The sequence below is a fragment of the Geobacillus sp. CX412 genome (assembly GCF_027942335.1).
In the GTDB taxonomy this organism is placed as follows: Bacteria; Bacillota; Bacilli; order Bacillales; family Anoxybacillaceae; genus Parageobacillus_B; species Parageobacillus_B toebii.
Genome location: NZ_CP103461.1, coordinates 588,297 through 614,631, shown reverse-complemented (window position 1 = coordinate 614,631; position 26,335 = coordinate 588,297). Strand labels below are relative to the sequence as shown.

Here is a 26,335-nt window from a genome sequence, read left to right as displayed (position 1 = left end):
TTAGTCTTCCATTGTCGATAAATCCCCTGTCGGCAAGTTGAGTTCCCAAGCTTTTAAGACGCGACGCATAATCTTTCCGCTTCGCGTTTTTGGCAGTTTGTCGCGGAATTCAATTTCCCGCGGCGCTGCGTGTGCCGCCAATCCTTTTTTGACAAACTGGCGAATGTCTTCTTTCAATTCCTCTGATGGTTCATATCCTTCCCGAAGCGAAATAAACGCTTTAATAATTTCCCCGCGCACCGGATCTGGCTTACCGATAACCCCGGCTTCCGCCACCGCTGGATGTTCCACTAGCTTGCTTTCTACTTCAAATGGACCAACACGTTCCCCAGATGTATTAATCACATCATCGACACGACCTTGGAACCAGAAATATCCGTCTTCATCCATATAGGCGGAATCGCCGGAAACGTACCAATCGCCGATGAAGTACGATTCATATTTTTGTGGGTTATTCCAAATCGTTTTCATCATCGACGGCCATCCTTTTTTAATCGCTAAGTTGCCCATACGATATGGCGGCAGCTCATTTCCTTGATCATCAACAATGGCTGCTTTTACACCAGGAATCGGTTTCCCCATCGACCCCGGCTTAATTTCCATGCAAGGATAGTTACAAATAAGATGAGCGCCTGTTTCTGTCATCCACCATGTATCATGAATGCGTCGCTCGAATACTTTCATCCCCAGCGAATGACTTCTGGATTCAATGGTTCTCCAACACTGAGAATATGGCGAAGTGAGCTTAAATCATATTTTTTGACAATTTCATCGCCGGCTCCCATCAACATGCGAAATGCCGTTGGTGCACTATACCACACTGTTACGCCGAAATCTTGAATCGCTTGATACCATGCATCCGGGCTAAAACGTCCTCCAATAACGACGCTTGAAGCGCCACACAACCAAGGACCGAAAATACCATATGACGTTCCCGTTACCCAACCAGGGTCAGCTGTACACCAATAAATATCATCTTCTTTTAAATCAAGCACCCATTTTGCTGTTTGATAATGTTGAATCATTGCATTGTGAACGTGCAAAACCCCTTTTGGTCTGCCGGTAGAACCAGATGTATAATGCAAAATAAGTCCATCTTGGCGATCTACCCATTCAATGTCAAAATGTTTGCTCGCTTCGTTCATTCGTTTCTTTAAGTCAATATACGGACCTTCTTCCACAATGTTATCCCCGACAAGAAAAACGTATTTCAGCTCAGGCAGATCATTGACTGGAACCCGCGGCAACAGTTCCGGTGTCGTGATGATTGCCTTCGCTCCACTATCCTCAAGCCGATCGCGCACCGCTCCTTCCATAAACGCTTCAAACAGCGGACCAACAATCGCGCCTGTTTTAATGATTCCTAATACAGAAAAATACAATTCCGGAGAGCGCGGCATAAAAATAAATACGCGGTCTCCTTTTTCAATCTCTGCTACTTGTTTTAGCACGTTTGCAACTTTGTTGGACATTTCTTTCATTTCTTTGAATGTATACTTTTCATTTCTCGATGCATCACGGTAATAGAGAGCTACTTTATTTTTTCGAAACGTTTCCGCATGGCGGTCGATCGCTTCATACGCCATATTGACCCGGCCTGTTTCAAACCATGAAAATTCCTTTTCTACTTCTTTCCAATCAAAATTTTTATATGTTTCTTCATAATTTTTTAAATTATAGTCCCCTTGTATGACCGGTAGTACTTCCGTTTTCATTCTCCGACTCCCCCTTATGTAAGTGGTTACAGTCCTATTATAGTATATCTCTTCCGAATTCTCAATTTTTTAAAAATTTTCTTTTTATTTTTTGTGAACTTTTTTTGAAACCGGGCTTCCAGTCGTTTTTTCATGTATAATGTTAGCAGAAAGACAAATCTAGGTGGTGCTCTATGGAACATAAAAAAACGTATAATGCGAAAGAATTAAAAACCCCAAAAGGGACATTAATTATTGAGGGGCCAGTATCTGCTGAAAAACTAGCAAGTTACGAATTTCATCACGATTTGACATCATTCCGCCAGCCGCCGCAGCAACATAAAGCACTCATTGAAATCGCAAAGCTGCCAGAAGGAAGAATCATTATCGCCCGTCATAACCAAACCATTGTTGGTTATGTTACGTTTCTTTATCCCGACCCGCTTGAACGTTGGTCACAAGGAAACATGGAAAATTTAATCGAGTTAGGCGCAATTGAAGTCATCCCGGAGTTTCGCGGTTATGGGGTAGGAAAAAATTTATTGATTGTATCGATGATGGATGATGCAATGGAAGATTACATTATTATTACAACAGAATATTACTGGCATTGGGATTTAAAAGGGACGGGGTTAAATGTATGGGAATACCGGAAATTAATGGAGAAAATGATGAACGCCGGCGGGCTTGTTTGGTATGCAACGGATGATCCTGAAATTTGTTCCCATCCGGCTAACTGCTTAATGGTTCGCATCGGCAAACGGGTCGATCAAGAATCTATCCAAAAATTCGATCGCCTTCGCTTTATGAATCGGTACATGTATTAAAAATCTTTCTTGACAACAAAGGGGAGAGGAATCAGTGATTGTCGAACAAATTATGAAAACTCCTGTCGTTACACTCCAGCCGACAAATACGATTGCAGAAGCGATTCAGTTAGTACGACAACTGCGCATTCGCCATATTCCGATTGTTGATGCCGAAAACCATGTTATCGGCATTGTAACAGATCGAGATCTTCGCGATGCAAGCCCTTCTATTTTTCGTCTTCACGAACATCTCGAAGATTTACAAAAACCGCTCAGCACGATTATGAAAACAGACGTCATCGTCGGACATCCGCTCGATTTTGTGGAAGAAGTAGCGGCGCTGTTTTACGAGCATAAAATCAGCTGTTTACCTATCGTCCAAGACGGCAAACTTGTCGGCATCGTGACGGAAACAGATTTATTATATACGCTTATTCAGCTTACGGGGGCACATCAACCTAGTTCACAAATTGAAGTGAAAGTGCCTAATGAAAGCGGCATGTTAAGCAAAGCGGCCGCTATTATCGCCAAAAGACATACGAATATTTCCAGCGTTCTTTTATATCCTGACGAAGACGAAAACTACCAAATTCTTGTCTTCCGCGTGCAGACAATGAATCCGATTGGAATTATTAACGATCTAAAAAATGCTGGCTATACGGTGTTATGGCCAAACTTACCGGGGGTTTCGTCATGAAAAAAGATTGTGTATTTATTTACAGTGATGATTTCCTTCGGTATAAATTTCATGATGAGCACCCGTTTAACCAACTTCGCGTTAAACTCACATACGATTTATTGCGCGCGATGAATGCATTAGAAGATGAACAAATTGTCGCACCAAGAGTCGCAACGGACGAAGAACTTACCTTAATTCATGATCAATCATATATTGAAGCGGTCAAAGCAGCTGGAAAAGGCCAGTTGCCTGAACAGGCAGCCTTAAACTACGGACTAGGGACAGAAGATACGCCAATTTTCCCAAATATGCACGAGGCAAGCGCTTTGTTGGTAGGAAGCACATTAACTGCAGTCGATTATGTGCTATCCGGAAAAGCAAAGCATGCGTTAAGTTTAGGCGGAGGGCTTCACCACGGCTTTCGCGGCAAAGCATCCGGTTTTTGCGTTTACAATGATAGCGCTGTCGCCATTAAGTATATTCGAGAAAAATACGGACTCCGCGTTCTTTACGTCGATACGGATGCCCATCATGGAGACGGCGTCCAATGGGCATTTTATGATGACCCAAATGTATGTACGTTTTCCATTCATGAAACAGGCCGCTACCTATTTCCCGGAACAGGAGGTGTGAATGAACGCGGACACGGGGCAGGATATGGGTACTCATTTAACATTCCAGTAGATGCGTTTACAGAAGATGAATCATGGCTTGACGCTTATACACAAGCGCTTCGAGAAATTGCGGAATTTTTCCGGCCCGATGTGATTTTCACGCAAAACGGAGCGGACGCTCATTATTACGATCCGCTTACTCATTTGTCCGTAACGATGAAAACATACCGTGAAATCCCGAAACTCGCCCATCAAATCGCTCACGAATATTGTGACGGGCGTTGGATCGCAGTTGGCGGCGGCGGTTACGATATTTGGCGCGTTGTTCCTCGGGCATGGGCGCTTATTTGGCTAGAAATGACAGAACAATCGAATATTTCCGGAAAATTACCGAAGCCATGGCTTGATAAATGGCAATCGCGTTCTCCTGTCCCATTGCCGCAAGAATGGGATGATCCGGAACCACTATATCCACCGATTCCACGAAAAGCGGAAATTACCGAAAAAAATGCTCAAACGGTAGAAAAAGCGTTATATCCAATTCGCAGTCAGCGACAAAAATCAACCGATCAAACTATTTCTAATAAATGATATTTTATCATCTTCATAAAAAACAAAAAGGGGCTTAGTAAAAACGATAGCCCCTTTTCGTTATTTCGTTGAGTCACGATATTCAATACGGTGCGGCAGCACGACGATATGGTTTTCGACGTTTTCCTTATTCATATATTTAGTTAATAAACGCATCGCAACCGCACCGATGTCATACATCGGCTGCACTACCGTCGTTAAACGAGGACGAACCATTGTCGCAAGCCGTGTATTGTCAAAACCGACCACTTCTAATTGATCCGGAATGCGAACGCCATGATCTTGCGCGCTATGGATAATGCCAAGCGCCATTTCATCAGTTCCAGCAAAAACAGCGGTTGGCTTCTCGGCTAATTCAGCGATTTTTTCGTATGCCTCAATGCCGGAATCATAGGAGTTATCTCCTTCAATTACAAGCTCTTCGTCATAGGCTATTCCATGCGTTTCTAAAGCGCGGCGGTAGCCCGCCAATTTCTTTTGATTGATTGGATCATCCGTCGGTCCCGTCACATAGGCGACCCGCTTGTTTCCTTTTTCTACAAGATAAGTAACCGCTTCAAAGGAAGCTTGTTCATAATCAATGTTGACTGATGGAATGGTATTATTTGGTTCAATCGTTGCGGCTAACACGATTGGCACAGGTGATTTCTGAAACTCATTGACATGCTCTTCGGTAATGTTTCCACCCATAAACAAAATGCCGTCCACTTGTTTAGCGAGCATCGTATTGAGCAAATGCAATTCTTTTTCTTTATTTTGGTCAGAGTTGCTTAAAATGATATTATATTTGTACATCGTGGCAATATCTTCAATTCCACGTGCCAATTCCGCGAAAAAGATGCTAGAAATATCAGGAATAATAACCCCAACGGTCGTTGTTTTTTTGCTAGCAAGTCCCCGTGCAACCGCATTTGGCCGGTAGCCTAGACGTTCAATCGCTTCCAACACCTTTTTTCTTGTTGATGGCTTCACATTTGGGTTTCCATTCACGACACGAGACACGGTCGCCATCGACACGTTTGCCTCTCGTGCCACATCGTAAATCGTTACATTCATTGATTTCACTCCTCTTTTTTATAAATAAACATCGATTGTTATTTTCATAACAACAAATATCCGTTTATGCAAAAATATCATACGATACATTATGGCTGAATCGCAACGAATTGGCAACTATTTTGCAAATGTTTTCACAAACAATTCACTAATATTGAGGAAAACTTTCTATGTATATCATACCCAACCTATGAACAATGATAACTTTATGGTCCATTTCCATTCCGTTTCCGATATATTTTGCAACCGAACGCAAATTCTCATAAAATAATGCATTCACGAAGATTAGTTCAGGAAATCCGCGTTACATCTTGGAAAGCGAAACGTACATTCCAAAAAACATCACAACCCAAATGGCAGTAAACAGAAAATTCCCCCTTCAGAGAATTGCTGAAGGGGGACGTTGAATTCCATTATGCTTTTACCATTTGCCGCTGGAACGCTCTTATTTCTTCCATAAATTCATTAAATTGAGCAATATCCATTTGTTGTGCCGAATCCGATAATGCAACCGCTGGATCTGGATGTACCTCTGCCATTACTCCATCCGCGCCAATTGCTAACGCTGCTTTCGCACAAGGAATTAATAAGTCACGACGGCCTGTTGAATGAGTAACATCAACCAATACAGGCAAGTGTGTTTCTTTCTTTAAAATTGGCACCGCAGAAATATCCAACGTATTTCTTGTCGCGCGCTCATATGTGCGAATACCGCGTTCACAAAGAATAATTTGACCGTTTCCTTGCGACATAATGTACTCTGCCGCATTAATGAATTCTTCAATCGTTGCCGCTAGCCCGCGTTTTAACAAAATTGGCTTGTTCACTTGGCCTGCCGCTTTTAAAAGCTCAAAGTTTTGCATGTTGCGCGCACCAATTTGAATCACATCAATATAGTCTAGCGCTATTTCAATATCCGCAGGGGTGACAATTTCACTAATCACAGCTAAGTCAAACTCATCGGCAATTCGTTTTAAAATTTTTAATCCTTCCACGCCTAGTCCTTGGAAATCATATGGCGATGTTCTCGGTTTGTACGCACCGCCGCGAAGAAGTTTTAATCCTTGTTTCTTCACCGCTTTTGCAACAGCCGCAACTTGTTCATAACTTTCGACCGCACACGGTCCCATCACAAAATATTGGTTGCCGTCGCCAATTTTTTCTCCTTTTACATCAACAATCGTATTTTCCGGATGCTTCTTGCGCGATACAAGCAATGCTTTACGATGATCATCTTCTTGCAGTTCAAGACCAGCTTTAAAAATTTCTTTAAAAATATGCTGCAATGTCGATGTTTCAAATGGTCCATCGTTGTGCTCAGAAATTAAATCAAGCATTTTCCGTTCACGCACTGGGTCATAACGATATGTTCCTTGCGTTTCCTTGATTTTTCCAATTTCTTGAACAAGTCTCCCTCGTTCATTAATTAATTTTAAAATTTGTAAGTTAATCTCATCCACCTTTGCCCGCAGCTCATCTAATCTCTTATTGCTCATGCTTTCCCATCCTTTCTTTCGTGCAGTTTAGTTCAAAACCATTTTCCACCTTATCCGGATGACTCCAGTCACGGACTTTGTGGTTATTATTTTTTAATTAGTCATTATTATAATGGAAACAGAAGCAGTTGTCATCAAAAAATACTTTATTTATTAAACGCTTTTAAGCAATAAAGTATTTTATAAGAAATTGCATAAGATATTTTATGAGAATTGCATAAAAAGTGTCTGAATCACTCGGAAACAAACGCCAATGGACAATAAAAAAGGACATGCACCATCCTTTCGTAAACGCTTGGAGGTGCATGTCTTTTACAGCTATATGTTAGAAATGGAGTCTTCGACCAAAGACGCCATTCATGCTTGTATTACTTCTTTTTTTAGAGAGTCATATGTGATATTCCAGTGCGATGTATGCCACACGACAGATCCATTTTCAAACAAAAGTGCTTGCGGAGATCATGTTTCAACGTTTCATCGTTTTCAGCGCTTGAAAACAAATTTGCCACTTGATAGTGCGCAATTTTCATACCTTGAAACCGTGACTAATTGGAGTTAGAACTATTTAGTGGAAAACGTTTCCCTCTTGCTTTAAACAACTATATATCACTTCCGGATATCGCGCAATTTTCACTCTGAACTGCTTGACTATTTGGCAGTAAGACTATGTTTGAATAAAACCTTCCCTCTTTTACACTCTGAATTTCATCGCTCAGTTTCTTCTTTCCCACTTTGCTCACTCCGTTTCATTTTGTTTTTGCAGTTTTTGCTCCGCATCATGGAACGCTTCTTCTGCTTCTTTCAACAATTTTTCTATATTTTCTTTATCCTTTTCGCTCGCTGGCACCGAAATCGGGATGACCGATGTTTCCGACGTTGTTGTAGATTCAGAAGAAGATAGCTTCTCGTCCGTTTTTCCAATTGGAATAAATTTCGTTACTTCTTTCGTTTTTTCTTTGGCGACTTCTAACCATTCTGTTGCTGTTGTTTTCATCGGCTCTAATTTTCCTGTTTCATTGATTTCAGCGAGCCATTGTTTTCCTTTTTCGCTTGTCAATAGCATCACCGTCACCGCACCAGCAATTCCGCCGACAATCGCTCCTAACAAAAATCCTCCATTATTTTTTGCCATCAAATATAGCCTCCTTCGTCTTTTTTTGCTTCCTTTCCTTCCATTTTTCCCATATTTCCATAAAAGCATTTCCCCATTGCATTACTTTTACTACTTTTTCTTGGTATGCATCTACTTTCTTTGTCACAGAGGAAGAAAATTGTTGCAGCGAATGGTTGAACGACTGAACGGTAGAACTGACATCACTTACGGCATGGACAAGCGAATTCAATCCTTCCACTTTTTTCTGAACATCATCAGCAAGCGCATTCGCTTTCTTTAACAGCTGTGCCGTTTCCGTCGTAATGCTCTGCACTTCTTTGTCTAAATGGTCAATGGTCGCCGTTAAGCGTCGGATCGTTTCCTGCAATACCGTTAATGTCCTTGCGATATAAATGACTAATATGAAAAAAGAGATGGCAATCAACGCGATGCTGGCATATAAAATGATTTCCACTTAATTTCCTCCTTGCTAGCAGCCGTTTTGGGTTCTCCACATTTTTCCCTTTTCAAACGTTCGACATCCATCCGACAAATTCCTGCAAGTATATTCATTCAAAAAATGATGCGAAATCAATGTTTCCATTTCCAACAAGGGCATTGCATAACGCTCATTCATCGCGGCATGGTCATAATAAGCAGCCTTCAGGATATCGAGGCGGTGAAATTTCCTACGAGACATGCTTATTTATTCACAATGTGAGCTGATAAATTTGGCGATAAAAAACGAGCCGGCAAGTGGATGCCTAGCTCGTTTTTCTTTTTTACTAAAAAGCACCAAATTATGAGTGAACCGTCCGCTCGTATGCTTCTTGAAACTTTTGAATATCTCCTGCGCCCATAAAAATTAATACCGCGTTTTCATGCTGTTTTAATATAGATGTATTATCTTCTTGAATGAGACGGGAATTCGGAATTTGCGCCTGCAGGTCATGAATCGATAATTTGCCATGATGCTCGCGAGCAGAGCCAAATATATCACATAAATATACTTGGTCAGCTTGCTGCAAGCTTTCCGCAAATTCCCGCAAAAACGTTTGTGTTCGCGTATACGTATGCGGCTGAAAAATCGCAACAATTTCGCGCCCCGGATATTTTTGTCTCGCCGCATCAATCGTTGCGATAATTTCCCGCGGATGATGCGCATAGTCATCAATCAAAATTTGATTGCCAAGCACTTTTTCGCTAAAACGGCGTTTTACGCCTTGGAACGTTTTTAATCGTTCTTGAATAATGCGGACATCCATCTCTTCATAATGGCAAAGCGCAATGACGGCAAGCGCATTTAATACGTTATGGTCGCCAAAGCGCGGAATTTCGAACGAAGCAAAAAACGTATTGCGGACAAACACGTCAAACGCTGTTCCTTCTGTTGTTTTCACCACATTGCGCGCTTGGAAATCATTATCATCCCCAAATCCGTAAAACAACACCGGCACTTTTGCTTGAATTTTTTGTAAGTATTCATCATCCCCACAAGCGATAATCCCTTTTTTCACTTGCAGCGCCATTTCTTGAAACGCTGAAAATACATCGTCGATATTGGCAAAATAATCAGGGTGATCAAAATCAATATTTGTCATGATTGCATAATCTGGAAAGTAGGATAAGAAGTGGCGGCGGTATTCGCATGCCTCAAATACAAAATATTTACTTCCTTCTATCCCTTTTCCCGTTCCATCACCAATTAAATATGATGTCGGATGCACCCCTTGCATCACATGTGCAAGCAAGCCAGTCGTCGATGTTTTTCCGTGCGATCCCGTAACCGCAATGCTTGTAAACTTTTGCAAAAATTCCCCTAAAAAGCGATGATACCGGATCACAGGCACTCCTAATTCATGAGCAGCTTGTATTTCTTCATGCGTTTCAGGAAAAGCATTGCCTGCAATCACCGTATAGCCCGGTTTAATATTTTCTTTGTTAAAGGGCAAAATGGGAATTCCCCGCTCCTCTAATGCTTTTTGGGTAAAAAAACGCTTCTCGACATCTGAACCTTGGACCGTATAGTTCATATCATGAAGAACTTGCGCTAAAGCGCTCATTCCTGTTCCTTTAATGCCAACAAAATGGTAAACTGTCATGATTAAGCCCTCCAACAATCGTCTATCTGTAAGACAGTATATGACGTTCATCTAGTTTTGCCATTTATTTCATTTGGCATATGTATTCTCATATTTCATCATTATAACATTGTTTGCTTCTAAAAACTATGAGTACGTCCAAAAGAAAACGAATGGGACGGTCTTTCTATCAGCAACCTTTATATTTCCGACAAATCGACTCTTTCTAAGCGTGGATTTGGCCGATATCTTCTTCCTGCTTTCGCCTGATGCTTTCCGTTTAACAATACATTATCGCCGGTAAAGCCGATATGAATTTTAAGAAGGCTTCTGCCGACGCCATACATATCAACAGGCACGCCTTGCTTTTCAAATTCGATAATACGTTCCTCATTAAATCCGCCGCTGACGACAATTTTCACATGGTGGAATCCTTCACGATCTAACGCTTCACGGAGCGCAAAAATAAGCGGTGGATTGACGCCGCGGGGATCAAACGTTCCGAGCACTTCCGGATGCCGAATAAAATATTGGTCAATCATCGTTCTCGATGTATCGACGCGAACCCCTTTTAATTTATCGCCAAACTCACGGGCAACGCGAAGCGCATCGGTAATACAGTCATTATTGTAATCGACAAGCACAATTAAGTCATCTTCCGGATATTTTTGGTAATACGCCTTTGCCGCCGCAACAACATCGCCGTCAAATAACTGGATGAGCGCATGCGGCATTGTTCCCATTCCTTGTTTCCCCCACCATTCATTCATCGCATGAGTCGCTTGCGCCGTTGAACCGCCAATAAACGCCGCATAGCCATCGCCGGCTTGTTGAGTGTAATGATCGTCGCGGTCTCCCATAAAAATAATTGGTTTTTGCACACCCGATAACGCCGCCGCTTTCACGACATTGTAAACGTTCGTCGCCACTGACGTACGCCGGGCTAAAATGCCGTCAATAACCCCTTCTAAAAACCCGAAATTTTGATACGGGCCAGTAATGGTCAATACGGTTTCAAATGGACTGATCTTATCCCCGTCTTTTAATGAATAAATTTCTAACTTCTCAGGTTCGTCAGCAAATGTTTTGATGAGTGCGATCACCTCATCTGTTCCACATAATACAGCATGTTCCTTTTGAAAAAATTGCATCGTAACAATATTATTTGGACAAAACTCTTTGACAATTTCACGCGTTTTTAAAAAATAAACGGCGGAAAACCAGCCGTCACGAATCCGCTCATCAAATTTAAACGTTTTATTCGTTAATCGTTTAATTTTCCCTTGCAATTTTAATTCGATTTCCTTCATCGCTGCTCCCTCGCCTATGTCTTCATGTGATGTATAACACATTTCTATCATATCATACTATTTTCTTGCAAATTCGCCAATTCCTCTTCAGTAATTAATACATCTCGCGGTTTGCTGCCTCGTGCTTCAGAAATGATTCCTTGTTCTTCCATCATCTCTATTAAGCGGGCTGCGCGATTATAGCCGATGCGAAAATGACGTTGCAAGCTCGACGTAGAAGCTCCTCCTTGTTGCACAACGAATTCACAAGCTTCATAAAAAAGCTCATCTTCCTCATGATGAGCAACCGTCTTTTTGGCAAAATCGTCCTGCTGAAACAAATAAGACGGCGCCATCTGCGTTTTCACATGGGCCACTACCCGCTCAATTTCTTCATCAGATACGTAATTTCCTTGAACACGTACCGTTTTCGATGATCCATTTTCTAAAAACAACATGTCGCCGCGTCCGAGCAGTTTTTCCGCACCATTCGTATCGATAATCGTCCGTGAATCGACTTGGGATGAAACAGAAAAGGCGATTCTTGTCGGGATATTCGCTTTGATTAACCCGGTGATCACATCAACGGATGGGCGTTGTGTCGCAACAACTAAATGAATTCCGCACGCCCTTGCCTTTTGCGCAATGCGGCAAATCGCTTCTTCGACATCCGCCGGCGCTACCATCATTAAATCCGCGAGTTCATCGATGATAATAACAATATACGGGAGATGATGTTCTGGACTGTTTTTCTGTTTCACGAGCTCATTGTATTTTTGAATATCACGGACACCTGCATGGGCGAAAAGTTCATACCGCCGCTCCATTTCTTCCACCGCCCATTTTAGCGCTCCCGTTGCTGCCTTCACATCCGTAATGACCGGGCTGACAAGATGCGGAATATCATTATATGGAGCGAGTTCCACCATTTTTGGGTCAATCAGGAGCAATTTTACTTCATGTGGAGCAGCTTTGTACAACAAACTGACAAGCATTGCATTAATACACACGCTTTTTCCTGAACCGGTCGCTCCGGCAATTAATCCATGCGGCATCTTTTTTAAATCTGTTACTACTGGCGCTCCCGATATGTCGAGTCCAAGCGCGACCGTTAACGGGGATGGATTGTTTCGAAACGCATTGCTTTCTAAAATTTCCCGAATCCATACAGGCCGGCTTTTCAAGTTTGGAACTTCAATACCGATGGTGCGTTTTCCCGGAATCGGAGCTTCAATCCGAATATCTTTTGCTGCTAAATTTAGCTTAATATCATCTGCTAAATTCGTAATTTTGCTTACTTTTACCCCTAGGTCCGGCTGTACTTCAAACCGCGTTACCGTTGGCCCTTGTGTTGTGTTGACCACTTTGGCGCCAATATGGAAGCTGGCAAATGTTCGATTCAGACGTTCACATTGCTCGCGAATCCATTGCTCATCGCTTTCTTGGCTTCGTTTGGGACTCTCTAGCAGCGATAAGGACGGGAATTGATACCCGCTTGCGGCAGATTGTCTTTTTTCTTCCCACTTTTTCCGATCTTGTTTTAGCATAATAACATTGTATGGAATGCGAGAACGTGTCGAATGGGATGATTGTTTGCTCGTATGATGGTCGTTTTCGGGCATATCCGTCTTTGTCTCTTCTTTTTTTGCTGCTTCCGTTTCTTGTAAATTCGTCTCCTTTTCCGCCGCGATCGTTTCGATTTGTTCTTCCTCTTTTCCTTTTGGTGATTGGAATCCATCTTCTTTTTCTTGAGGAGCGTTGTCCACTGATTCTTTTTCGCTTGTTTCTAATCGTTCCGACGGCGTTGGTATCGGATCATTGATGTCATCTACTTTTTCTTCCGGTACAGATGGCAATAGATCTGTTGCACGTTCTATGGAGCTAGATGGCAGCTCCCATTCTATTACAGGTTCGTTCTTTTTCGTTACTCTTTTATATCCATAAATAGGAGACAGCACATCAGAAGGCCGGAACCGTTTTTTTTCTGAATCTGCCGAATGGTCTTGTTGGCTTTCCTTTACACGCCTTGGCAAATGATCGGAATTCCATACAGAAGAAACGTGTTCATGATGTTCTTTCCGAAATGATGAATGACGGCGTTTCGATGTTGGTTCATCTGGAATAAGCGGAAACCGGAAGTTTCCTTTTGGATATTGATATGCCACCTTTACGTCCAATTGGGAAGAAGAAAGTTTCTCCCTCTGTTTTTTCTGCGACGAAACGTATTGTTCTTCTTCCTCTGTTTCCAGCAAATAACGAACGAATCGTTTTAACCATTTCATCGCTCAATCACTCTTTCTGTTAAATTCGTTTCGGAAAAAAAGTCACTAGAATCCATCTAGTGACTATCATCGCATTACCAAGTAAATGGCTGACCCACTTCATATTCATCGGATAATACTAAAATGCCTTTTTCTTGCGGAGCGTTTGGCAATTCCAATTCGCGCGCGGAACAAATCATCCCGTACGAAGGAACACCGCGCAATTCTGCCTCCTGAATAATAAGTCCGCTTGGCATCACCGCACCAATTTTGGCGACAACGACCTTTTGCCCTGCTTCCACATTTGGTGCGCCACATACAATCTGCAATACTTCTGTTCCGACGTCCACTTGGCATACGCTCAATTTATCCGCATTCGGATGTTTCTTTTTCTCTTTTACATAACCAACTACAAATTTTGGAGAAAGATCGGCTTCAATCGTTTCGTTCCAGCCGTTTTTCTCTAATATATTGTTAATGACAGAAACAAGCTCCTCGTTCAGCTCCAATAAGCCGTTACCGTCAAAATGATGATAAGTAGAAGCTTGAAAAATATTATATCCTGCTGTTTCTCCTGTTTTTTCATCAAAGATGCGGACAACGTCTCCTTTTTTTTCAAACGCCCGCTGATCTGGCTGAATCGGTTTTAATGAAACGAGAAGTACATCGCCGACTCCTTGACGGTTATAAAATACGTTCATCCCCACTCATCCTTTCTTCATTTTTTGCGATAATTTTTTCCTAAAATAAAAATCGGTTCGAGTTCTCCATCTTCATATAAAAATGATAAAGCGGTGATCGGCACTCGTCCACTCGCAAAAAAGCTCATCGTCATTTGCGCGAGCACATCGTATCCAACTTCATTTTGCAAATCAGCAATAATCAGCACATCTTGATGTGGCACAGCAAGCGCCATCGTTCCCGTTATTTTCTTTTTCATTTTCGCTAAAAATGGCTCGTTTAAAATGCGGCTTGCGTCATAGCCATCATTTGTATTCACAAAATAAAACGTATTTCCGGCTACTTCGTCTTCTTTGACATGAACATCCAACGAACGGACATTAAAACGAGCAATTTCTTTTATTCGTTCTTCATTCCATTGTTCTTGTTCCATCATCTTTTTATCGATCAGCCGATACGTATTGCCCAAGTCAAGCGCATAATAAATGCGGGTTTCCGCCGTATGTTCATCATAAAGAAGTGGAATGCCTTCTTTTGTCTCCGTCGGGAACGATGTCGAGCGAATAACCGGGTAAATATCTTTTTCTTTGCCGGAAAGCGTATGTTTTTCATGCATGGTATTTAACGCTTGTTCAACGTAATATACAATTTCGTCAACCGCTTCGTCTTTTTGTTCGTGCCATTTCGCAATGACACCCGGAAGCGAAATCGTTACCCCTTTTTTCGTTTCTTTATCTTCAATGCGGAGCGTATCCTTTTTTCGGTCAAATTGAAACGTCCAATCATCGCGGGCAAGCCTTTTTTTTATTTCCTCACACATTTGTTTACTATCCATGGATATGCCCCCTATATTATGACAAGCTCTGGATAAACCGTTCAACTTCCTCTTTCGTTTTGCGATCTTTGCTGACAAATCTGCCTAACTCTTTTCCGTTGTCATAAGCAATAAAGCTTGGAATGCCAAAAACGTTTTCTTGCTGACATACTTCGAGCAATTGGTCGCGATCAACGTAATAAAACTCATATTCGGAAAAAGCCTGCTCGATTTCCGGCAAAAATGGTTGAATAAATCGGCAGTCCGGGCACCAATCAGCAGAAAAAACGAATATTGCTTTTTTTGTTTTTTTCACTTCCTCATATTGTGCTGCTGTTTCAATCGTTTTCATTGATAAAAACTCCTTTCTATGTCTTTTTTATGATATCGCGAATCAGTGATTTTGACAAAAAAATTCATACTGACCGACTAATAACTGAACAATATGTCGAAACATGCCGGCACGATCGACATAACCGTTTGTAAAAACACCGATCGCTCCTTCTTTATGGCGGATGTTTCTTTCTCCTGTATATTCCGCCATCACATCTCCGAGTTCTCTGCCAGCACGGATTCCTTTTGCCACTTCAAAAGGAAGCGGAATGCGCGCTCCGCCGGCGGTAATAACGGTGCCATCACGGTCGGCAAGCGCTCCCCAATTGCAAAGCCATAACTCTCCGTCTATCTCCATCACACCGCCTTCCAAACCGATGCCGATGTCCGCGTTCTCTTTTTGTAGCGCGTGTTTAGCTCGATTTATCGCTCCTTGACGCGTTTCGTGGTCGGAAATCGGCTGGGCGGAAACATCCGATGGAACATCCGTTGGTACAAGGGTATAATGTTCCGAAGAAAAAATGCTGCGGACGGCCGCCACCTTTGCTTGATTCGTTGTGCCAATGGCAATGATTTTCAATGCTTCCCACTCCTTTTTACGGAAAAAGAGAAGTCTTGTCAAACAAGACTTCTCATATTGATTAGCTGTTTTTCTTAATTGCATCGACTGTTGCTTTATCGCACCGCTTTACAAGTTCAATAAGCAGTTGCTTTGCTGCCTGATAATCATCGACGTGAATGATCGACGCATGTGTATGAATATAACGGGAACAAATACCGATCACGGCAGAAGGCACTCCACTGTTGGCGATATGCACTCTTCCGGCATCCGTTCCTCCACCCGGTGAAACGAAAAATTGATATGGAATGCCGTGCGTTTCCGCCGTATCTAATACAAATTCACGCATACCGCGATGAGTCACCATCGAACGGTCATAAATGCGGACAAGCGCCCCTTTTCCAAGATGCCCAAATTCTTTCGCGTCTCCGGTCATATCGTTCGCCGGGCTTGCGTCTAACGCGAAAAAGATATCAGGCTGAATCATGGTTGCGGCGGTTTGCGCTCCGCGCAACCCGACTTCTTCTTGGACAGTAGCACCTGAATATAGCACGTTTGGCAGTTTCTCATCCTTCAACTCTTTCAACAATTCAATCGCCAATCCACAGCCATAACGATTGTCCCACGCTTTTGCCAAAATTTTTTTCGGATTGGCCATTGGGGTAAATGGGCAAATCGGTACAATTTGTTGTCCTGGTTTAATCCCCATTTTTTTCGCGTCTTCACGGTCATCAGCACCGACGTCGATGAGCATGTTTTTGATCTCCATCGGCTTGTTTCGTTGTTCTTCGCTCAACAAATGCGGCGGAATCGAGCTGATCACTCCAACAACTGGACCATGATCGGTAATGATTTGTACGCGCTGTGCTAACAATACTTGATTCCACCAGCCGCCAAGCGGCTGAAAACGAATCATGCCGTTATTGGTAATAGCGGTGACCATAAAGCCGACTTCGTCCATATGCCCTGCAACCATCACGGTAGGACCGTTTTCATCGCCGCGTTTGACGCCAAAGATGCTGCCAAGCCGGTCTTGTACGACTTCATCCGCGTACTTTTCCAGCTCTTTGCGCATGAAATTCCGCACCGCATGTTCATTGCCTGGCGCTCCCGGCAATTCGGTCAATGTTTGAAACAGTCGAAGCGTTTCTACATTCATCGTTCTTAACTCCTTTTTTCTAATCATTTTTATTGTAACGAACAAGTAAACGTTTTTCCACTTTCCTTACATTCTTTGGTGAAATCGGATATACTAAACGGTAGACAAGAAACTGCGGAGGTCTCTACTAATGAACTGGAAAAAATTTATAGCTGGTATGGCCGTTGGATTTATCGCGGCATACGTCGTTGAAACGAAGCGAAAACAGCGAATGATTTCTTCGGAAAAAGCACTTTCACTAGCCAAAGCAGCCTTTTTGCAACAAGCGCCAATCAGCGGCTCATGGATTCAAACAAATCCGGAAACATACGAAAAAAACAATATCATCTACACGGTGTACAAAGGAGGCGTCTGCCGTGATCATGAACAATACGAATTTGTCATCGACGCCTATACGGGAACCATCATCGAAACGAAACCGCTTTAAGACCGTACGGGTGCCCCCATCCCAACAGGAGGCATCCCTTTCCATTTTCAACATGGATCAAAATCACAGGCGGTTTCGATCAACATGGGCGATGATGTTTCCGTTCTCGTCCCACTTTAGCGCACGATAATACGCATCGTGATAAAACGTAAACCACGCCTGTTTTTCGATCGCGTATGGGATCCATTTTTGTTTTTCGAAAATCGATGTCATTGGATAATCATCATATGCCATTACCCATAATACATTTTGATGGGCATGCGTCGCTAATAAATCACCCATATGAATCGCCATTTCTCCATCGATTCGATCAAAATAATCGAATGCCCGTCACTATGTCCTCCGGTATGTACCATTTTGATCCCGTTTGCTACTTCTCTTTCTTTTTCAAACGAAACGACTTGCTCGGCGATCGGCTCCCAATTTTCCTTCCAATATGTATTACGCGAGCGAATGTTTGGTTGTCTCATTTCTTCCCATTCTCTCTGTGACGTAATAATTTCCGCGCGCGGAAAAGCAGAAACAAGCCGATTTCCCTCCCATTTTGTCAAACCGCAAGCGTGATCAAAATGCATATGTGTCATTAGAATGATGTCAATATCATCCGTCGACAGCCCCAGCTCGTTGAGAGACTGTTCGAGTTTTGATTCCTCCGTTACCCGAAATTCCGTTTTTGTTTATCCGATAATTTTCCATTGCCAATCCCTGATTCAATCAAGATATTTTTTCCGTTCACTTGTACGAGAATAGGATCGGTACGCAATTCAATTTGATTGTTGTCATTAGACGGATACTTTTTCGACCAAAGCGGCTTCGGCACAACTCCGAACATTGCTCCGCCATCTAAATGTGTTACCCCTCCGTTTAACCATGTCATTTTAATTTTTCCAATTTGCAATTGTTCCATTTCCCCATCACCTCGCTATTTTAGTGTATCATTTCTGCAAATATTTCGAAAACAAAAAAATAAAGGGCTGTCTTTTCTTCAAAGACCAGCCTTTTGATGCTTTGGCGGATATTTTACTTCACATCGGTAAATGCGATTTCCTTTTGCTGAAAACTTTTCTTCATATTCCGTCATCACATTTCCTTCAAAATCACTATTGTGTAAATCCAAACTTACGTATGTCAGCACTAATCCATATTGTGAAAAACTAACAAGCGAATATTCAAAAAAGGCTTGATTATCGGTTTTAAAATGAATTTCTCCTTCATCCACTAACACTTTCTCATACAACTCAAGAAACGCACGATACGTTAATCGCCGCTTTTCATGCCGTTTTTTCGGCCATGGGTCGGAGAAGTTTAAATAAATGCGTTCGATTTCTCCCTCCGCAAAAAAATTCGTTAAATCTTTCGCATTCACATTTAATAAACGCAAATTCGGCAATTCATTTTCAATGAGTTTATCTAATGCAGAGACAAGTACACTTGGGTACAGTTCAATACCAATATAGTTAATGTTTGGATTTGCTTTCGCCATTTCTGTAATAAATTTTCCTTTTCCTGTACCAATTTCGATATGAATTGGGTGATCATTGCCAAATAGCTCATTCCATCTTCCTTTATGTTCTTCTGGATTTGGAATAACATATTGCGGATATGCAGCAATTTTTTCTTTTGCCCATGGTTTATTACGTAGACGCATACGGACACCTCTGTTTCTTTGTTCATCGTTGTCAACGATATCATGAATAAGCACAAATATGCAAGCTCATTTATCGATGCCTAGCACAAAACTTTTTCGCCATAAAAAAACACAGCCGTGCGTACGACTGCGAAAAACGAATGATAAAACCCCCTATATCTGCGCATATTATAAATGTATAGCATACTTTTTCAAAGGATGGTGGTAGTGTTGCCACTAAATCACGAGCATCAAATCACCATATTAAAAGATATTTTATCGGAACATCAAGCTGACTGCTGCGGCACCGTCTCCGAATGTGAACAAATCGAACGGCTCGTAAAATCATTGATGGGAAATGAACAAGTGCATCCGAAAATAAAAAGCGTGCTTCCAAACATTTACACATACGGACAAAACGGAAAGTATAGCGCTGATTTAAACTCTCACATTTTATCCCATCAACAGCAATTATCGGAGTGGGTCAATCAGCTTACGTAGGAAATGCAACGACTGTTGCATTTCCTTTTTTGCATTTTTTTCTTTTTGCCATATAAGCGAGTGAAGGGTTTGCGCTATAGTATACCATTTCATGCGAAAACGCAAATCATCGGTTAACTTAAGGCCGTAAAGTTCGAGCCAATCTTCCCATTTTTCTTCAGGAATATAGGAATAAAGCAACATCCCGATATCAATGGCCGGATCGGCAATCATCGCACCATCCCAATCAATTAAGTACAATTTTCCATCTTCAGCAAGCAGCCAGTTGTTATGGTTAATATCACAGTGGCAGACGACATACTCATCACATTGAAGTGAAGACATATGCTGTTCGAGCCAATCGAGTGCCTGTTCCACCAACGGCTCCTCAAATGAATGGGGAGTGAATTGCTCTTTTAGTTTTTCCATCATCATCTCTGGCAGTAATGGCGTTTTTCCTAACCTTCTCAGCATTGTTACTAAATCTTTGGAACGATGAATTTTCCGCAATAAGTTCGCCACTTGTTCACTTCCCATATCTTGTGGCTTCAATTCCCTTGCGTTCAACCACTGTTGAGCGGTAAACACATCGCCATTTTCCATTCGCTTCGTCCAAATCAGTTTTGGGACGATGCCTTCCGCTGATAAAACCGCAAGAAATGGCGAAGAATTCCGTTTTAAAAACAACTTTCTCCCCTCATATTCCGCAAAATACGCATCTCCAGTTGTGCCGCCAGCAGGAGTGATGTCCCACTCCTTTCCTAGTAACTGTTCCAAAGCAAGTTCACCTTCGACTTAAAAAAATAAGAGACAGCATCACCTGATTTCGTATTTTCAGACAATAGCTGTCTTACTAGATTTTATATGGAAGAGCTTTTTTTCGTCAATTCACATTTTTATTTTCCGCAAACAAAAAGACATCCAAGTTTCCGTTCTTGCTCGTTTATTTTACTTGTATTATACTGAAATATCGCCACATCTTGCAAATGTTTTGTGTGTTTTGTAAAAAATAGGAAAGATATGTTTATGTTTGTTTCACAAGCACCCATGTTCCAATTCCAGCCAAGTTTATTTGTTTATGCACGGAAAACAATAGAACCGTTCCGCTGTGAATCCCGTCACAAATGACATGCCATTCTTCTTCATCAGGCAGAAAAACAGATTGTTTTTCTACTTGATTATGGTGAATAACAATAATATCGCGCCAAGGTCCATATTGCTGTACATCGCGAAGATGGTATGCGATGATGAATGCTGGTGTCTCAAGGAAAAAAAGGTGATTGTTTATTTCTGCTTCGGTAGTAAATCGGAAAGCACGGTGGGACTTTCGGAGCTGAATAAGCCCTTGAACATAGCGGACATCGTCTTCATGCTCGCTCTTTCGTTTCCAGTCGATTTGATTAATCGAATCAGGAGCATTATAGCTATTTTCTACTCCTTGCTTTGTCCGATAAAATTCCTGTCCACTATGCAAAAACGGAATTCCTTGCGAAAGCAGCACGATCGCTGTCGCTAATTTTTGCCGCTTTTTTCTCGTTTGTTCATCTTCATGACCGTTAGCGATCTCCATTTTATCCCAAAACGTATGGTTATCATGGGACTCGACATAATTAATCGTTTGGGTTGGATGAAGAAATAGTCCGTGTTTCTTGCGAACGCTTCCGCTAATCGCCACTTTCACCTTTTCGCCATCATTGGAATTGCCTAGTGCAAATCCTCGATCAAACAGATGGAATGTGCTTCCTTTGACACTGTCACGGAAATAATCGTTAAAATAGGCGATCCGCGGCAATTTTTCTGCGTTTTGCATCGTTGCTTTCTGTTCGGACGGAAGCGGTGTCGGCAAATCCCATCCTTCTCCGAGTACAAGAATGGACGGGTCAAGTGTATCAAGCATTTCACGAACCGCTTTCATTGTTTCGATATCTAAAATTCCCATTAAGTCAAAGCGAAATCCATCGACATGATATTCTTCCACCCAAAATCGCACCGAGTCTACAATCCATTTTCGCACCATTTTTCGTTCGGAAGCAATATCGTTTCCAACCCCGGTGCCATTAGCCGGATTGCCGTATGCATCATAGCGGAAATAATATCCAGGAACGATTTTCTCGAATGAAGACTGCTCGCGCATATAAACATGATTGTAGACAACATCCATAATGACACGAATGCCCTGTGCTTGCAGCGTATGAATCGCCTGCTTTAATTCGCGGATACGAGCATACGGATCATTCGGGTCGGTCGCATAACTCCCTTCCGGAGCGTTATGATGAAGCGGATTGTATCCCCAATTATACTGCTGCAATGGATGGCACTCATCCACTCCGGCAAAATCATTAAATGGGAGCAATTCTACATGAGTGACGCCCAACTCTTTTAAATAAGAAAGCCCTGTTGTCGTATTATTTGGCCCCTTTGTTTCCAGTTCGGTCAACCCTAAATATTTCCCTTTATGCATATTACCGCTTTCCGGATGAATCGTAAAATCACGGATATGCATTGAGTCAGTCAAGATTTTGTGGGAACTTTTTTGGTTCGCTGAAAACAGGTGTAAGTCATAGATTGGCGAACCATTTTTTTGAATTTTATCCGTAAGCGCTTTCGAACTCTCATCCCTTGCCATGACAGATCGATATGTATACCTTTTTTACCATCCTTTGAGTTCAGACAGGGCATGATAGATCGGTGTCCCGGACGATTGCTGTAAATATGGCACGTTATTCCGCGTTACCTCCGGAAGAAGACGGCGGACGCGTTGTTTCGCCTTGTTCACGACCGTCTGTTTAGTGGATGCCGTTTCCTCCGCCGGATGCGACGATTCTTCTCCGAAACGACGTCCGAAAAGACGAATCCCATCCATCCGGGCAATCATTGCCTTGAAAAACGCCCTGAGTCCCTTGTCTGTCCAACTGCGGCGGTATTTCACCCGATACGCCAACTGGCTCATCACGCTTTCAGCCCTCCCCATCGGATACATGCCCGTTGTGTCCACTCCTTGCTCCTTCAGCCATTCCCGGTAATCACGGATGCATCCCGGCATCGATTCGATCCGGTGGATCAAGGCAGCCAGCTGTTGTTCTTTCGCTTCGTCCCCCAGCGTACCGAGGGCGCTGTTCAGTTCCACAAGCAACCCCTCTTCATCCTGCTTCACCAGCTTTTGCCGAATCGCCTGCCACCGTGGATGGCCCGAGAGGCATTGGCGCAATTCACGCGCCACGTGGAATCGATCCAATTGAAAGCAGACCCGTCCCTTGAAATACTCCCGGCACGCGGTAATCCATGGAGCGCCGTCCCCGTTGATGACAAGAAGATCCCGGCAAGGATCATAGGCATATTCATTTATCAAAAATTCCTCGAAGCCTTCCCACACCTCCCCCTTGCCCTCATGGACGTAATGGCGCTGATTCACGAATTCGATCCGGGAGCCGTTGCGCTTCCATCCTTCGTGAACGGTCAGGATTTTGTCTTCCTTGGCCCGTTTTCCCTTCCCTTGGCGGGAAACAAACAGTCCATCGGCCTCCACCAACAGCACCCGTCCATATCGCTGGTCCACCGGGCAGTGCAGCGGAACTTCGGCCTCGAGCACCAACTGGCGGATCGCCTCATGGCTCATCACCGGATACCCGACCATCTGGGCAAGCGTACGAGCCGCTTTGCGATAGGAAGAGCACTCCACCGCCAATCCCACCGCTGTTTCTTCTAGACAAGGGCTGATTGACTGTGATCCATCAAACGCTAAAAAGGAGTCAAGCAAAAACGTGTAACGGTTTTGTTCTCGGTCTAAATAGTAGTTTCGCTCAAAGGTGACTTCGCCAAACAGGGTTTGAATCGTGGTGCGTCGTTTGTCTTTCAAGTGGTATCGGCGCTTATCTCGATTCTCTGCCAATTGCCGGTCGATGTCCTCCAACAGAGCCGTAAACAGCTCGGCGAAGGCGTTTTGCAAGGCTCGAAACAAAGCAAGTTCGATCTCTTTCCATGTCAACGAATTTGTGGTAAGATGTTGTTGAATATTCATAGGACTCTCTCCTCCTGTTTGTAGTGTGGTCAATGAACATCTTACCAGGGAGAGAGTCCTTTTTTCATGTTTCCTGCTTGGGATCCTACCGCGCTTCGCTTGGTGGCCCCGATGAGGGGGGATTGCGAACCTACGTTCCCAACCCCCTCATCGGGGAACTTCTAAGAATTTTTCCCACAAACATTTTACTCACACATATGCATTTCATAAATAATCGCGTCAGTTGGGGATGAAAGCGGAGGGACGGATGGTTTTTCGATGCGTGTCTTCGCTAAATCGATAATAACCCCATACTCCCCGTTAACCGAAACAGCAACCGCATACGGGTCCACGGCTTCACGCCAAACAGCGTTCACACATACGACATATGTGTAATAGATCCCTTCCATATCACCGAATACAGTCGCCGTCCATACTCCTTTTTCCAATCGTTCTAACGGTATATAGTCGGCTTTTTTTGTTTTTGGGTCAATCAGCTTTACTTTTGCCTCCGTTGCCGTAGGCGCCCAAACTTTGAAGGTTGTTTGCTCCTGCGTATACGCAACTCCTAAATCGCCGTCATAAAAAAATTTGTCATCAAATGGCACGGTTCGAACAACCGCTCCGATTTGCAAATCAGTGACTCCACCTTGATGATCATAAATAAGATAACGTTTTCCTATTTCTATCGGGATATCGATGATGCACTCATATTTCATGCTTGATCCTAAATCTATTTGGCGCTCTATTTGCAAAGGATGGCGCTCTTTATGCGGCGTTTCTAACGAAAATATTTGTATTTTTCCATCGCGATACGATTTTGGTACTAAAATCGTCGCCAAATTCATTGCATCTAAATATGCTTCAAACTCTCGATGTATATCGTGCAAATCCATTCACCCCCTTTTGTGTATACTAGTGTGCTATATCATATGCGAAACATAGGAAATACGGTGCAAATGAAGCTTATGCAGCAGCTGGCTGTATCGCAGGACTTTTGCGTTATTCCGTAACGTAAATGCCAATAAAAAAGGTGTAATTAGCTTTACACCTTTTCTTCATCCGTATTCCAATTTGTTCGTATATCATAGTGACTATAGCAATGGCGCAACAAAAAAGATGCCGCTTTTAATTGCACATGCTTCAACGGAATCGTTAATTCCCGCAAAGACGAAAACCAACGTTCATAATTTCGTTTGTCAATAAACTGCACATTGCTAAAAGTACGGTGATCATCGATATAGCCATAACGATTCACCACTGCTTTTTTGATAGGAAAATCAATATGGTACTGTTTATATATATCTGCCACTATTTTTTCCATTCGTTGCAAAGCGATAACCGGATTGATTTTTTTCTTTTCTTCCCGCTTCGTTATTTCCGTCCAAAAACGGTCTGAAGACGCTATGATAATATTATCTTTTTCCCCTTCGGCAAACGTAATACACCATGTTGTGGTCGGACTTAATAAAATGACATCTAATTCGACCGGAGCGCTTTTGACCAAAAATACGGGTTTGTATAAACATAAATATGTGTCGGGAAAACGCTGTAAAAAATATTTCAACCTTTCTTCATAGTAAAACTTTTTATTTACCTTCGATTCATACCATATCGTAGAGCTTGCCCATTTTAATTGCAATTCGAACATATTTTCCAAAAATAAAATTTTTAATTCATCTATATTTTTTGCTTCCGCAATCATAGTCGACAAGCTCTCTTCTTCGTTCCAATCATTTACTTGCGATTCTGTTGCTTCTTCCAATACGGAAGAACGGCGAAACCATTTTTTCATCCGCTCCAACAATGACGGTTTTTCTATTAACCATTCCCACGTTTCATCCGGTTGAGGAGCATCATTATTCCTTCTATTGTTTTCCCATTGTTCTTTCGTCTGCTCCCATTGTTTTTTCTTTAGACGAATAAATTCACTTGTGTAGCGGTACACATCCGTTTCATACCTAGAAATATAGTCTTGAAGCTTTATTAATTGGCCCACACTCACAACACTTCCTTCAAATAAGAAGTTTACTTTTAGAAAAGCGGGAACAAAGCGCGCGCTTCATATTTTGGTGTTCGCTCTAAATGGGTTTGATATAACACCATTTCATGAACGGAAAAGGTCGCCGTTACTCTTGATTTCTGTTTAAGCGCATCTAAGCGAAACTCTTCATTTCCTTGCCATTTGCGAGCAATCGTAATATGCGGGGTAAACGGCCGTTTGTCTAAAGAAAATCCGATATCGATACAGGCGGTATACACATCGCGTTGCAGGGCAAATAGTTTTTCTTCTTTTTCCACCCCTTGCCATAAAATCCGCGGCGCTGTTCGATTTCCAAATGTATGTATTTCTGATAAGGATAATGAGAATGGAGCGTGGCGCTTTGCCACTTGCGTCATTGTTTTGCATATCGCGTCCAATTTTGCAGGTGGAACGTATCCTAAAAATGCTAATGTAATATGGTAATCTTCTTCATGCACCCATGAACGAAATGGAAAATGGGAAACGATTCCATCTCTCCATTGTGAAATCTGTTTTTTACTTCGCTAGCGATAGGGATAGCGATAAAATAATGCGTTTTTTTCATCGTTCTC

General features: G+C 42.5%; 23 protein-coding genes and 4 pseudogenes. 5 read left to right on the top strand and 22 right to left on the bottom strand.

What is annotated here, in order from left to right:
• A pseudogene (gene acsA, locus NXM86_RS03200) lies at positions 1–1,715 on the bottom strand (acetate--CoA ligase).
• A gap of 173 nt (positions 1,716–1,888) precedes the next feature.
• Between acsA and NXM86_RS03195 the strand changes: the two are divergent.
• From NXM86_RS03195 to NXM86_RS03185, 3 genes are read left to right on the top strand one after another with little or no spacing between them, the layout of a single operon-like run.
• Positions 1,889–2,521: a GNAT family N-acetyltransferase gene (locus NXM86_RS03195; protein ID WP_015864826.1), complete on the top strand. Its 633-nt coding sequence runs from the start codon at positions 1,889–1,891 to the stop codon at positions 2,519–2,521.
• A gap of 34 nt (positions 2,522–2,555) precedes the next feature.
• Positions 2,556–3,200 (top strand): acetoin utilization AcuB family protein, encoded by a 645-nt coding sequence (locus NXM86_RS03190; RefSeq protein WP_062754995.1) that lies wholly within the window; start codon positions 2,556–2,558, stop codon positions 3,198–3,200.
• Positions 3,197–4,387 (top strand): acetoin utilization protein AcuC, encoded by a 1,191-nt coding sequence (locus tag NXM86_RS03185; protein WP_081188736.1) that lies wholly within the window; start codon positions 3,197–3,199, stop codon positions 4,385–4,387. The genes NXM86_RS03190 and NXM86_RS03185 overlap by 4 nt, the downstream gene beginning before the upstream one ends.
• Before the next feature lie 60 nt (positions 4,388–4,447).
• On the opposite strand, the gene ccpA is transcribed toward NXM86_RS03185, so the two are convergent.
• The 13 genes from ccpA to NXM86_RS03120 all read right to left on the bottom strand — a co-directional run bounded on the left by ccpA (position 4,448) and on the right by NXM86_RS03120 (position 17,209).
• The gene (gene ccpA, locus NXM86_RS03180; RefSeq protein WP_062754998.1) at positions 4,448–5,443 is read right to left on the bottom strand and encodes a catabolite control protein A; all 996 of its coding nucleotides are present in this window, start codon (positions 5,441–5,443) and stop codon (positions 4,448–4,450) included.
• Positions 5,444–5,856: 413 nt separating this feature from the next.
• Entirely contained in the window at positions 5,857–6,939 is a 1,083-nt protein-coding gene (locus NXM86_RS03175; RefSeq protein WP_015864830.1) for a bifunctional 3-deoxy-7-phosphoheptulonate synthase/chorismate mutase, read from the bottom strand.
• Between the two features lie 357 nt (positions 6,940–7,296).
• A complete protein-coding gene (locus NXM86_RS03170; RefSeq protein WP_498958988.1) occupies positions 7,297–7,362 on the bottom strand; it encodes a hypothetical protein in 66 nt (21 codons plus the stop codon).
• Between the two features lie 313 nt (positions 7,363–7,675).
• Positions 7,676–8,071, bottom strand: a complete 396-nt coding sequence (locus NXM86_RS03165; RefSeq protein WP_081188737.1) for a YtxH domain-containing protein — start codon at positions 8,069–8,071, stop codon at positions 7,676–7,678.
• A complete protein-coding gene (locus tag NXM86_RS03160) occupies positions 8,058–8,507 on the bottom strand; it encodes a DUF948 domain-containing protein (protein WP_015864833.1) in 450 nt (149 codons plus the stop codon). The genes NXM86_RS03165 and NXM86_RS03160 overlap by 14 nt, the downstream gene beginning before the upstream one ends.
• A 325-nt stretch (positions 8,508–8,832) precedes the next feature.
• On the bottom strand, positions 8,833–10,134 hold the full coding sequence (gene murC / locus NXM86_RS03155) for a UDP-N-acetylmuramate--L-alanine ligase (RefSeq protein WP_062679259.1): 1,302 nt from the start codon (positions 10,132–10,134) through the stop codon (positions 8,833–8,835).
• Positions 10,135–10,313: 179 nt separating this feature from the next.
• A complete protein-coding gene (locus NXM86_RS03150; protein WP_015864835.1) occupies positions 10,314–11,423 on the bottom strand; it encodes a nicotinate phosphoribosyltransferase in 1,110 nt (369 codons plus the stop codon).
• A 47-nt stretch (positions 11,424–11,470) separates the two neighbouring features.
• A complete protein-coding gene (locus NXM86_RS03145; protein ID WP_498958606.1) occupies positions 11,471–13,684 on the bottom strand; it encodes a DNA translocase FtsK in 2,214 nt (737 codons plus the stop codon).
• Positions 13,685–13,758: 74 nt separating this feature from the next.
• Positions 13,759–14,364 carry a YtpR family tRNA-binding protein gene (gene ytpR, locus NXM86_RS03140; protein ID WP_062755008.1) on the bottom strand — a complete coding sequence of 202 codons (606 nt, stop codon included), beginning with the start codon at positions 14,362–14,364 and terminating at the stop codon, positions 13,759–13,761.
• 17 nt (positions 14,365–14,381) lie between these two features.
• A complete protein-coding gene (locus NXM86_RS03135) occupies positions 14,382–15,179 on the bottom strand; it encodes a DUF1444 domain-containing protein (protein ID WP_328268610.1) in 798 nt (265 codons plus the stop codon).
• A gap of 16 nt (positions 15,180–15,195) precedes the next feature.
• A complete protein-coding gene (locus tag NXM86_RS03130) occupies positions 15,196–15,510 on the bottom strand; it encodes a thioredoxin family protein (RefSeq protein WP_015864839.1) in 315 nt (104 codons plus the stop codon).
• Between the two features lie 42 nt (positions 15,511–15,552).
• On the bottom strand, positions 15,553–16,071 hold the full coding sequence (locus tag NXM86_RS03125) for a DUF84 family protein (RefSeq protein WP_015864840.1): 519 nt from the start codon (positions 16,069–16,071) through the stop codon (positions 15,553–15,555).
• 61 nt (positions 16,072–16,132) lie between these two features.
• A complete protein-coding gene (locus tag NXM86_RS03120; protein ID WP_015864841.1) occupies positions 16,133–17,209 on the bottom strand; it encodes a M42 family metallopeptidase in 1,077 nt (358 codons plus the stop codon).
• 130 nt (positions 17,210–17,339) lie between these two features.
• Between NXM86_RS03120 and NXM86_RS03115 the strand changes: the two genes are divergently transcribed.
• Positions 17,340–17,636 (top strand): PepSY domain-containing protein, encoded by a 297-nt coding sequence (locus NXM86_RS03115; RefSeq protein WP_015864842.1) that lies wholly within the window; start codon positions 17,340–17,342, stop codon positions 17,634–17,636.
• A gap of 63 nt (positions 17,637–17,699) precedes the next feature.
• Here the strand turns inward: NXM86_RS03115 and NXM86_RS03110 are convergent.
• Positions 17,700–18,543: pseudogene (locus tag NXM86_RS03110) on the bottom strand (YtnP family quorum-quenching lactonase).
• Positions 18,544–18,621: 78 nt separating this feature from the next.
• Positions 18,622–19,284, bottom strand: a complete 663-nt coding sequence (trmB, locus tag NXM86_RS03105) for a tRNA (guanosine(46)-N7)-methyltransferase TrmB (RefSeq protein WP_015864844.1) — start codon at positions 19,282–19,284, stop codon at positions 18,622–18,624.
• A 210-nt stretch (positions 19,285–19,494) separates the two neighbouring features.
• Between trmB and NXM86_RS03100 the strand changes: the two genes are divergently transcribed.
• The gene (locus tag NXM86_RS03100; protein ID WP_041269962.1) at positions 19,495–19,764 is read left to right on the top strand and encodes a YtzH-like family protein; all 270 of its coding nucleotides are present in this window, start codon (positions 19,495–19,497) and stop codon (positions 19,762–19,764) included.
• Here NXM86_RS03100 and NXM86_RS03095 read toward each other — a convergent pair.
• The 6 genes and pseudogenes from NXM86_RS03095 to thpR all read right to left on the bottom strand — a co-directional run bounded on the left by NXM86_RS03095 (position 19,735) and on the right by thpR (position 26,328).
• Complete coding sequence (locus NXM86_RS03095) at positions 19,735–20,520, bottom strand: phosphotransferase family protein (protein ID WP_062755018.1); 786 nt, start codon at positions 20,518–20,520, stop codon at positions 19,735–19,737. The genes NXM86_RS03100 and NXM86_RS03095 overlap by 30 nt on opposite strands.
• A gap of 247 nt (positions 20,521–20,767) precedes the next feature.
• A pseudogene (pulA, locus tag NXM86_RS03090) lies at positions 20,768–22,246 on the bottom strand (type I pullulanase); the annotation flags it as partial.
• A 147-nt stretch (positions 22,247–22,393) separates the two neighbouring features.
• A complete protein-coding gene (locus tag NXM86_RS03085) occupies positions 22,394–23,761 on the bottom strand; it encodes an ISLre2 family transposase (protein ID WP_190305579.1) in 1,368 nt (455 codons plus the stop codon).
• 185 nt (positions 23,762–23,946) lie between these two features.
• Positions 23,947–24,630, bottom strand: a complete 684-nt coding sequence (locus NXM86_RS03080; RefSeq protein WP_498958605.1) for a hypothetical protein — start codon at positions 24,628–24,630, stop codon at positions 23,947–23,949.
• A 155-nt stretch (positions 24,631–24,785) separates the two neighbouring features.
• The gene (locus NXM86_RS03075) at positions 24,786–25,739 is read right to left on the bottom strand and encodes a nuclease-related domain-containing protein (RefSeq protein ID WP_081188742.1); all 954 of its coding nucleotides are present in this window, start codon (positions 25,737–25,739) and stop codon (positions 24,786–24,788) included.
• Between the two features lie 35 nt (positions 25,740–25,774).
• A pseudogene (gene thpR / locus NXM86_RS03070) lies at positions 25,775–26,328 on the bottom strand (RNA 2',3'-cyclic phosphodiesterase).
• Positions 26,329–26,335: the final 7 nt, after the last annotated feature.

Bases quoted from the DNA above. Each gene is read 5' to 3' on its own strand.
- NXM86_RS03195 (WP_015864826.1), top strand. From the start codon at position 1,889: ATGGAACATAAAAAAACGTATAATGCGAAAGAATTAAAAACCCCAAAA.
- NXM86_RS03185 (WP_081188736.1), top strand. From the start codon at position 3,197: ATGAAAAAAGATTGTGTATTTATTTACAGTGATGATTTCCTTCGGTAT.
- ccpA (WP_062754998.1), bottom strand. From the start codon at position 5,443: ATGAATGTAACGATTTACGATGTGGCACGAGAGGCAAACGTGTCGATG.
- NXM86_RS03175 (WP_015864830.1), bottom strand. From the start codon at position 6,939: ATGAGCAATAAGAGATTAGATGAGCTGCGGGCAAAGGTGGATGAGATT.
- NXM86_RS03165 (WP_081188737.1), bottom strand. From the start codon at position 8,071: ATGGCAAAAAATAATGGAGGATTTTTGTTAGGAGCGATTGTCGGCGGA.
- murC (WP_062679259.1), bottom strand. From the start codon at position 10,134: ATGACAGTTTACCATTTTGTTGGCATTAAAGGAACAGGAATGAGCGCT.
- NXM86_RS03150 (WP_015864835.1), bottom strand. From the start codon at position 11,423: ATGAAGGAAATCGAATTAAAATTGCAAGGGAAAATTAAACGATTAACG.
- NXM86_RS03145 (WP_498958606.1), bottom strand. From the start codon at position 13,684: ATGAAATGGTTAAAACGATTCGTTCGTTATTTGCTGGAAACAGAGGAA.
- ytpR (WP_062755008.1), bottom strand. From the start codon at position 14,364: ATGAACGTATTTTATAACCGTCAAGGAGTCGGCGATGTACTTCTCGTT.
- NXM86_RS03135 (WP_328268610.1), bottom strand. From the start codon at position 15,179: ATGGATAGTAAACAAATGTGTGAGGAAATAAAAAAAAGGCTTGCCCGC.
- NXM86_RS03130 (WP_015864839.1), bottom strand. From the start codon at position 15,510: ATGAAAACGATTGAAACAGCAGCACAATATGAGGAAGTGAAAAAAACA.
- NXM86_RS03120 (WP_015864841.1), bottom strand. From the start codon at position 17,209: ATGAATGTAGAAACGCTTCGACTGTTTCAAACATTGACCGAATTGCCG.
- NXM86_RS03115 (WP_015864842.1), top strand. From the start codon at position 17,340: ATGAACTGGAAAAAATTTATAGCTGGTATGGCCGTTGGATTTATCGCG.
- trmB (WP_015864844.1), bottom strand. From the start codon at position 19,284: ATGCGTCTACGTAATAAACCATGGGCAAAAGAAAAAATTGCTGCATAT.
- NXM86_RS03085 (WP_190305579.1), bottom strand. From the start codon at position 23,761: ATGAATATTCAACAACATCTTACCACAAATTCGTTGACATGGAAAGAG.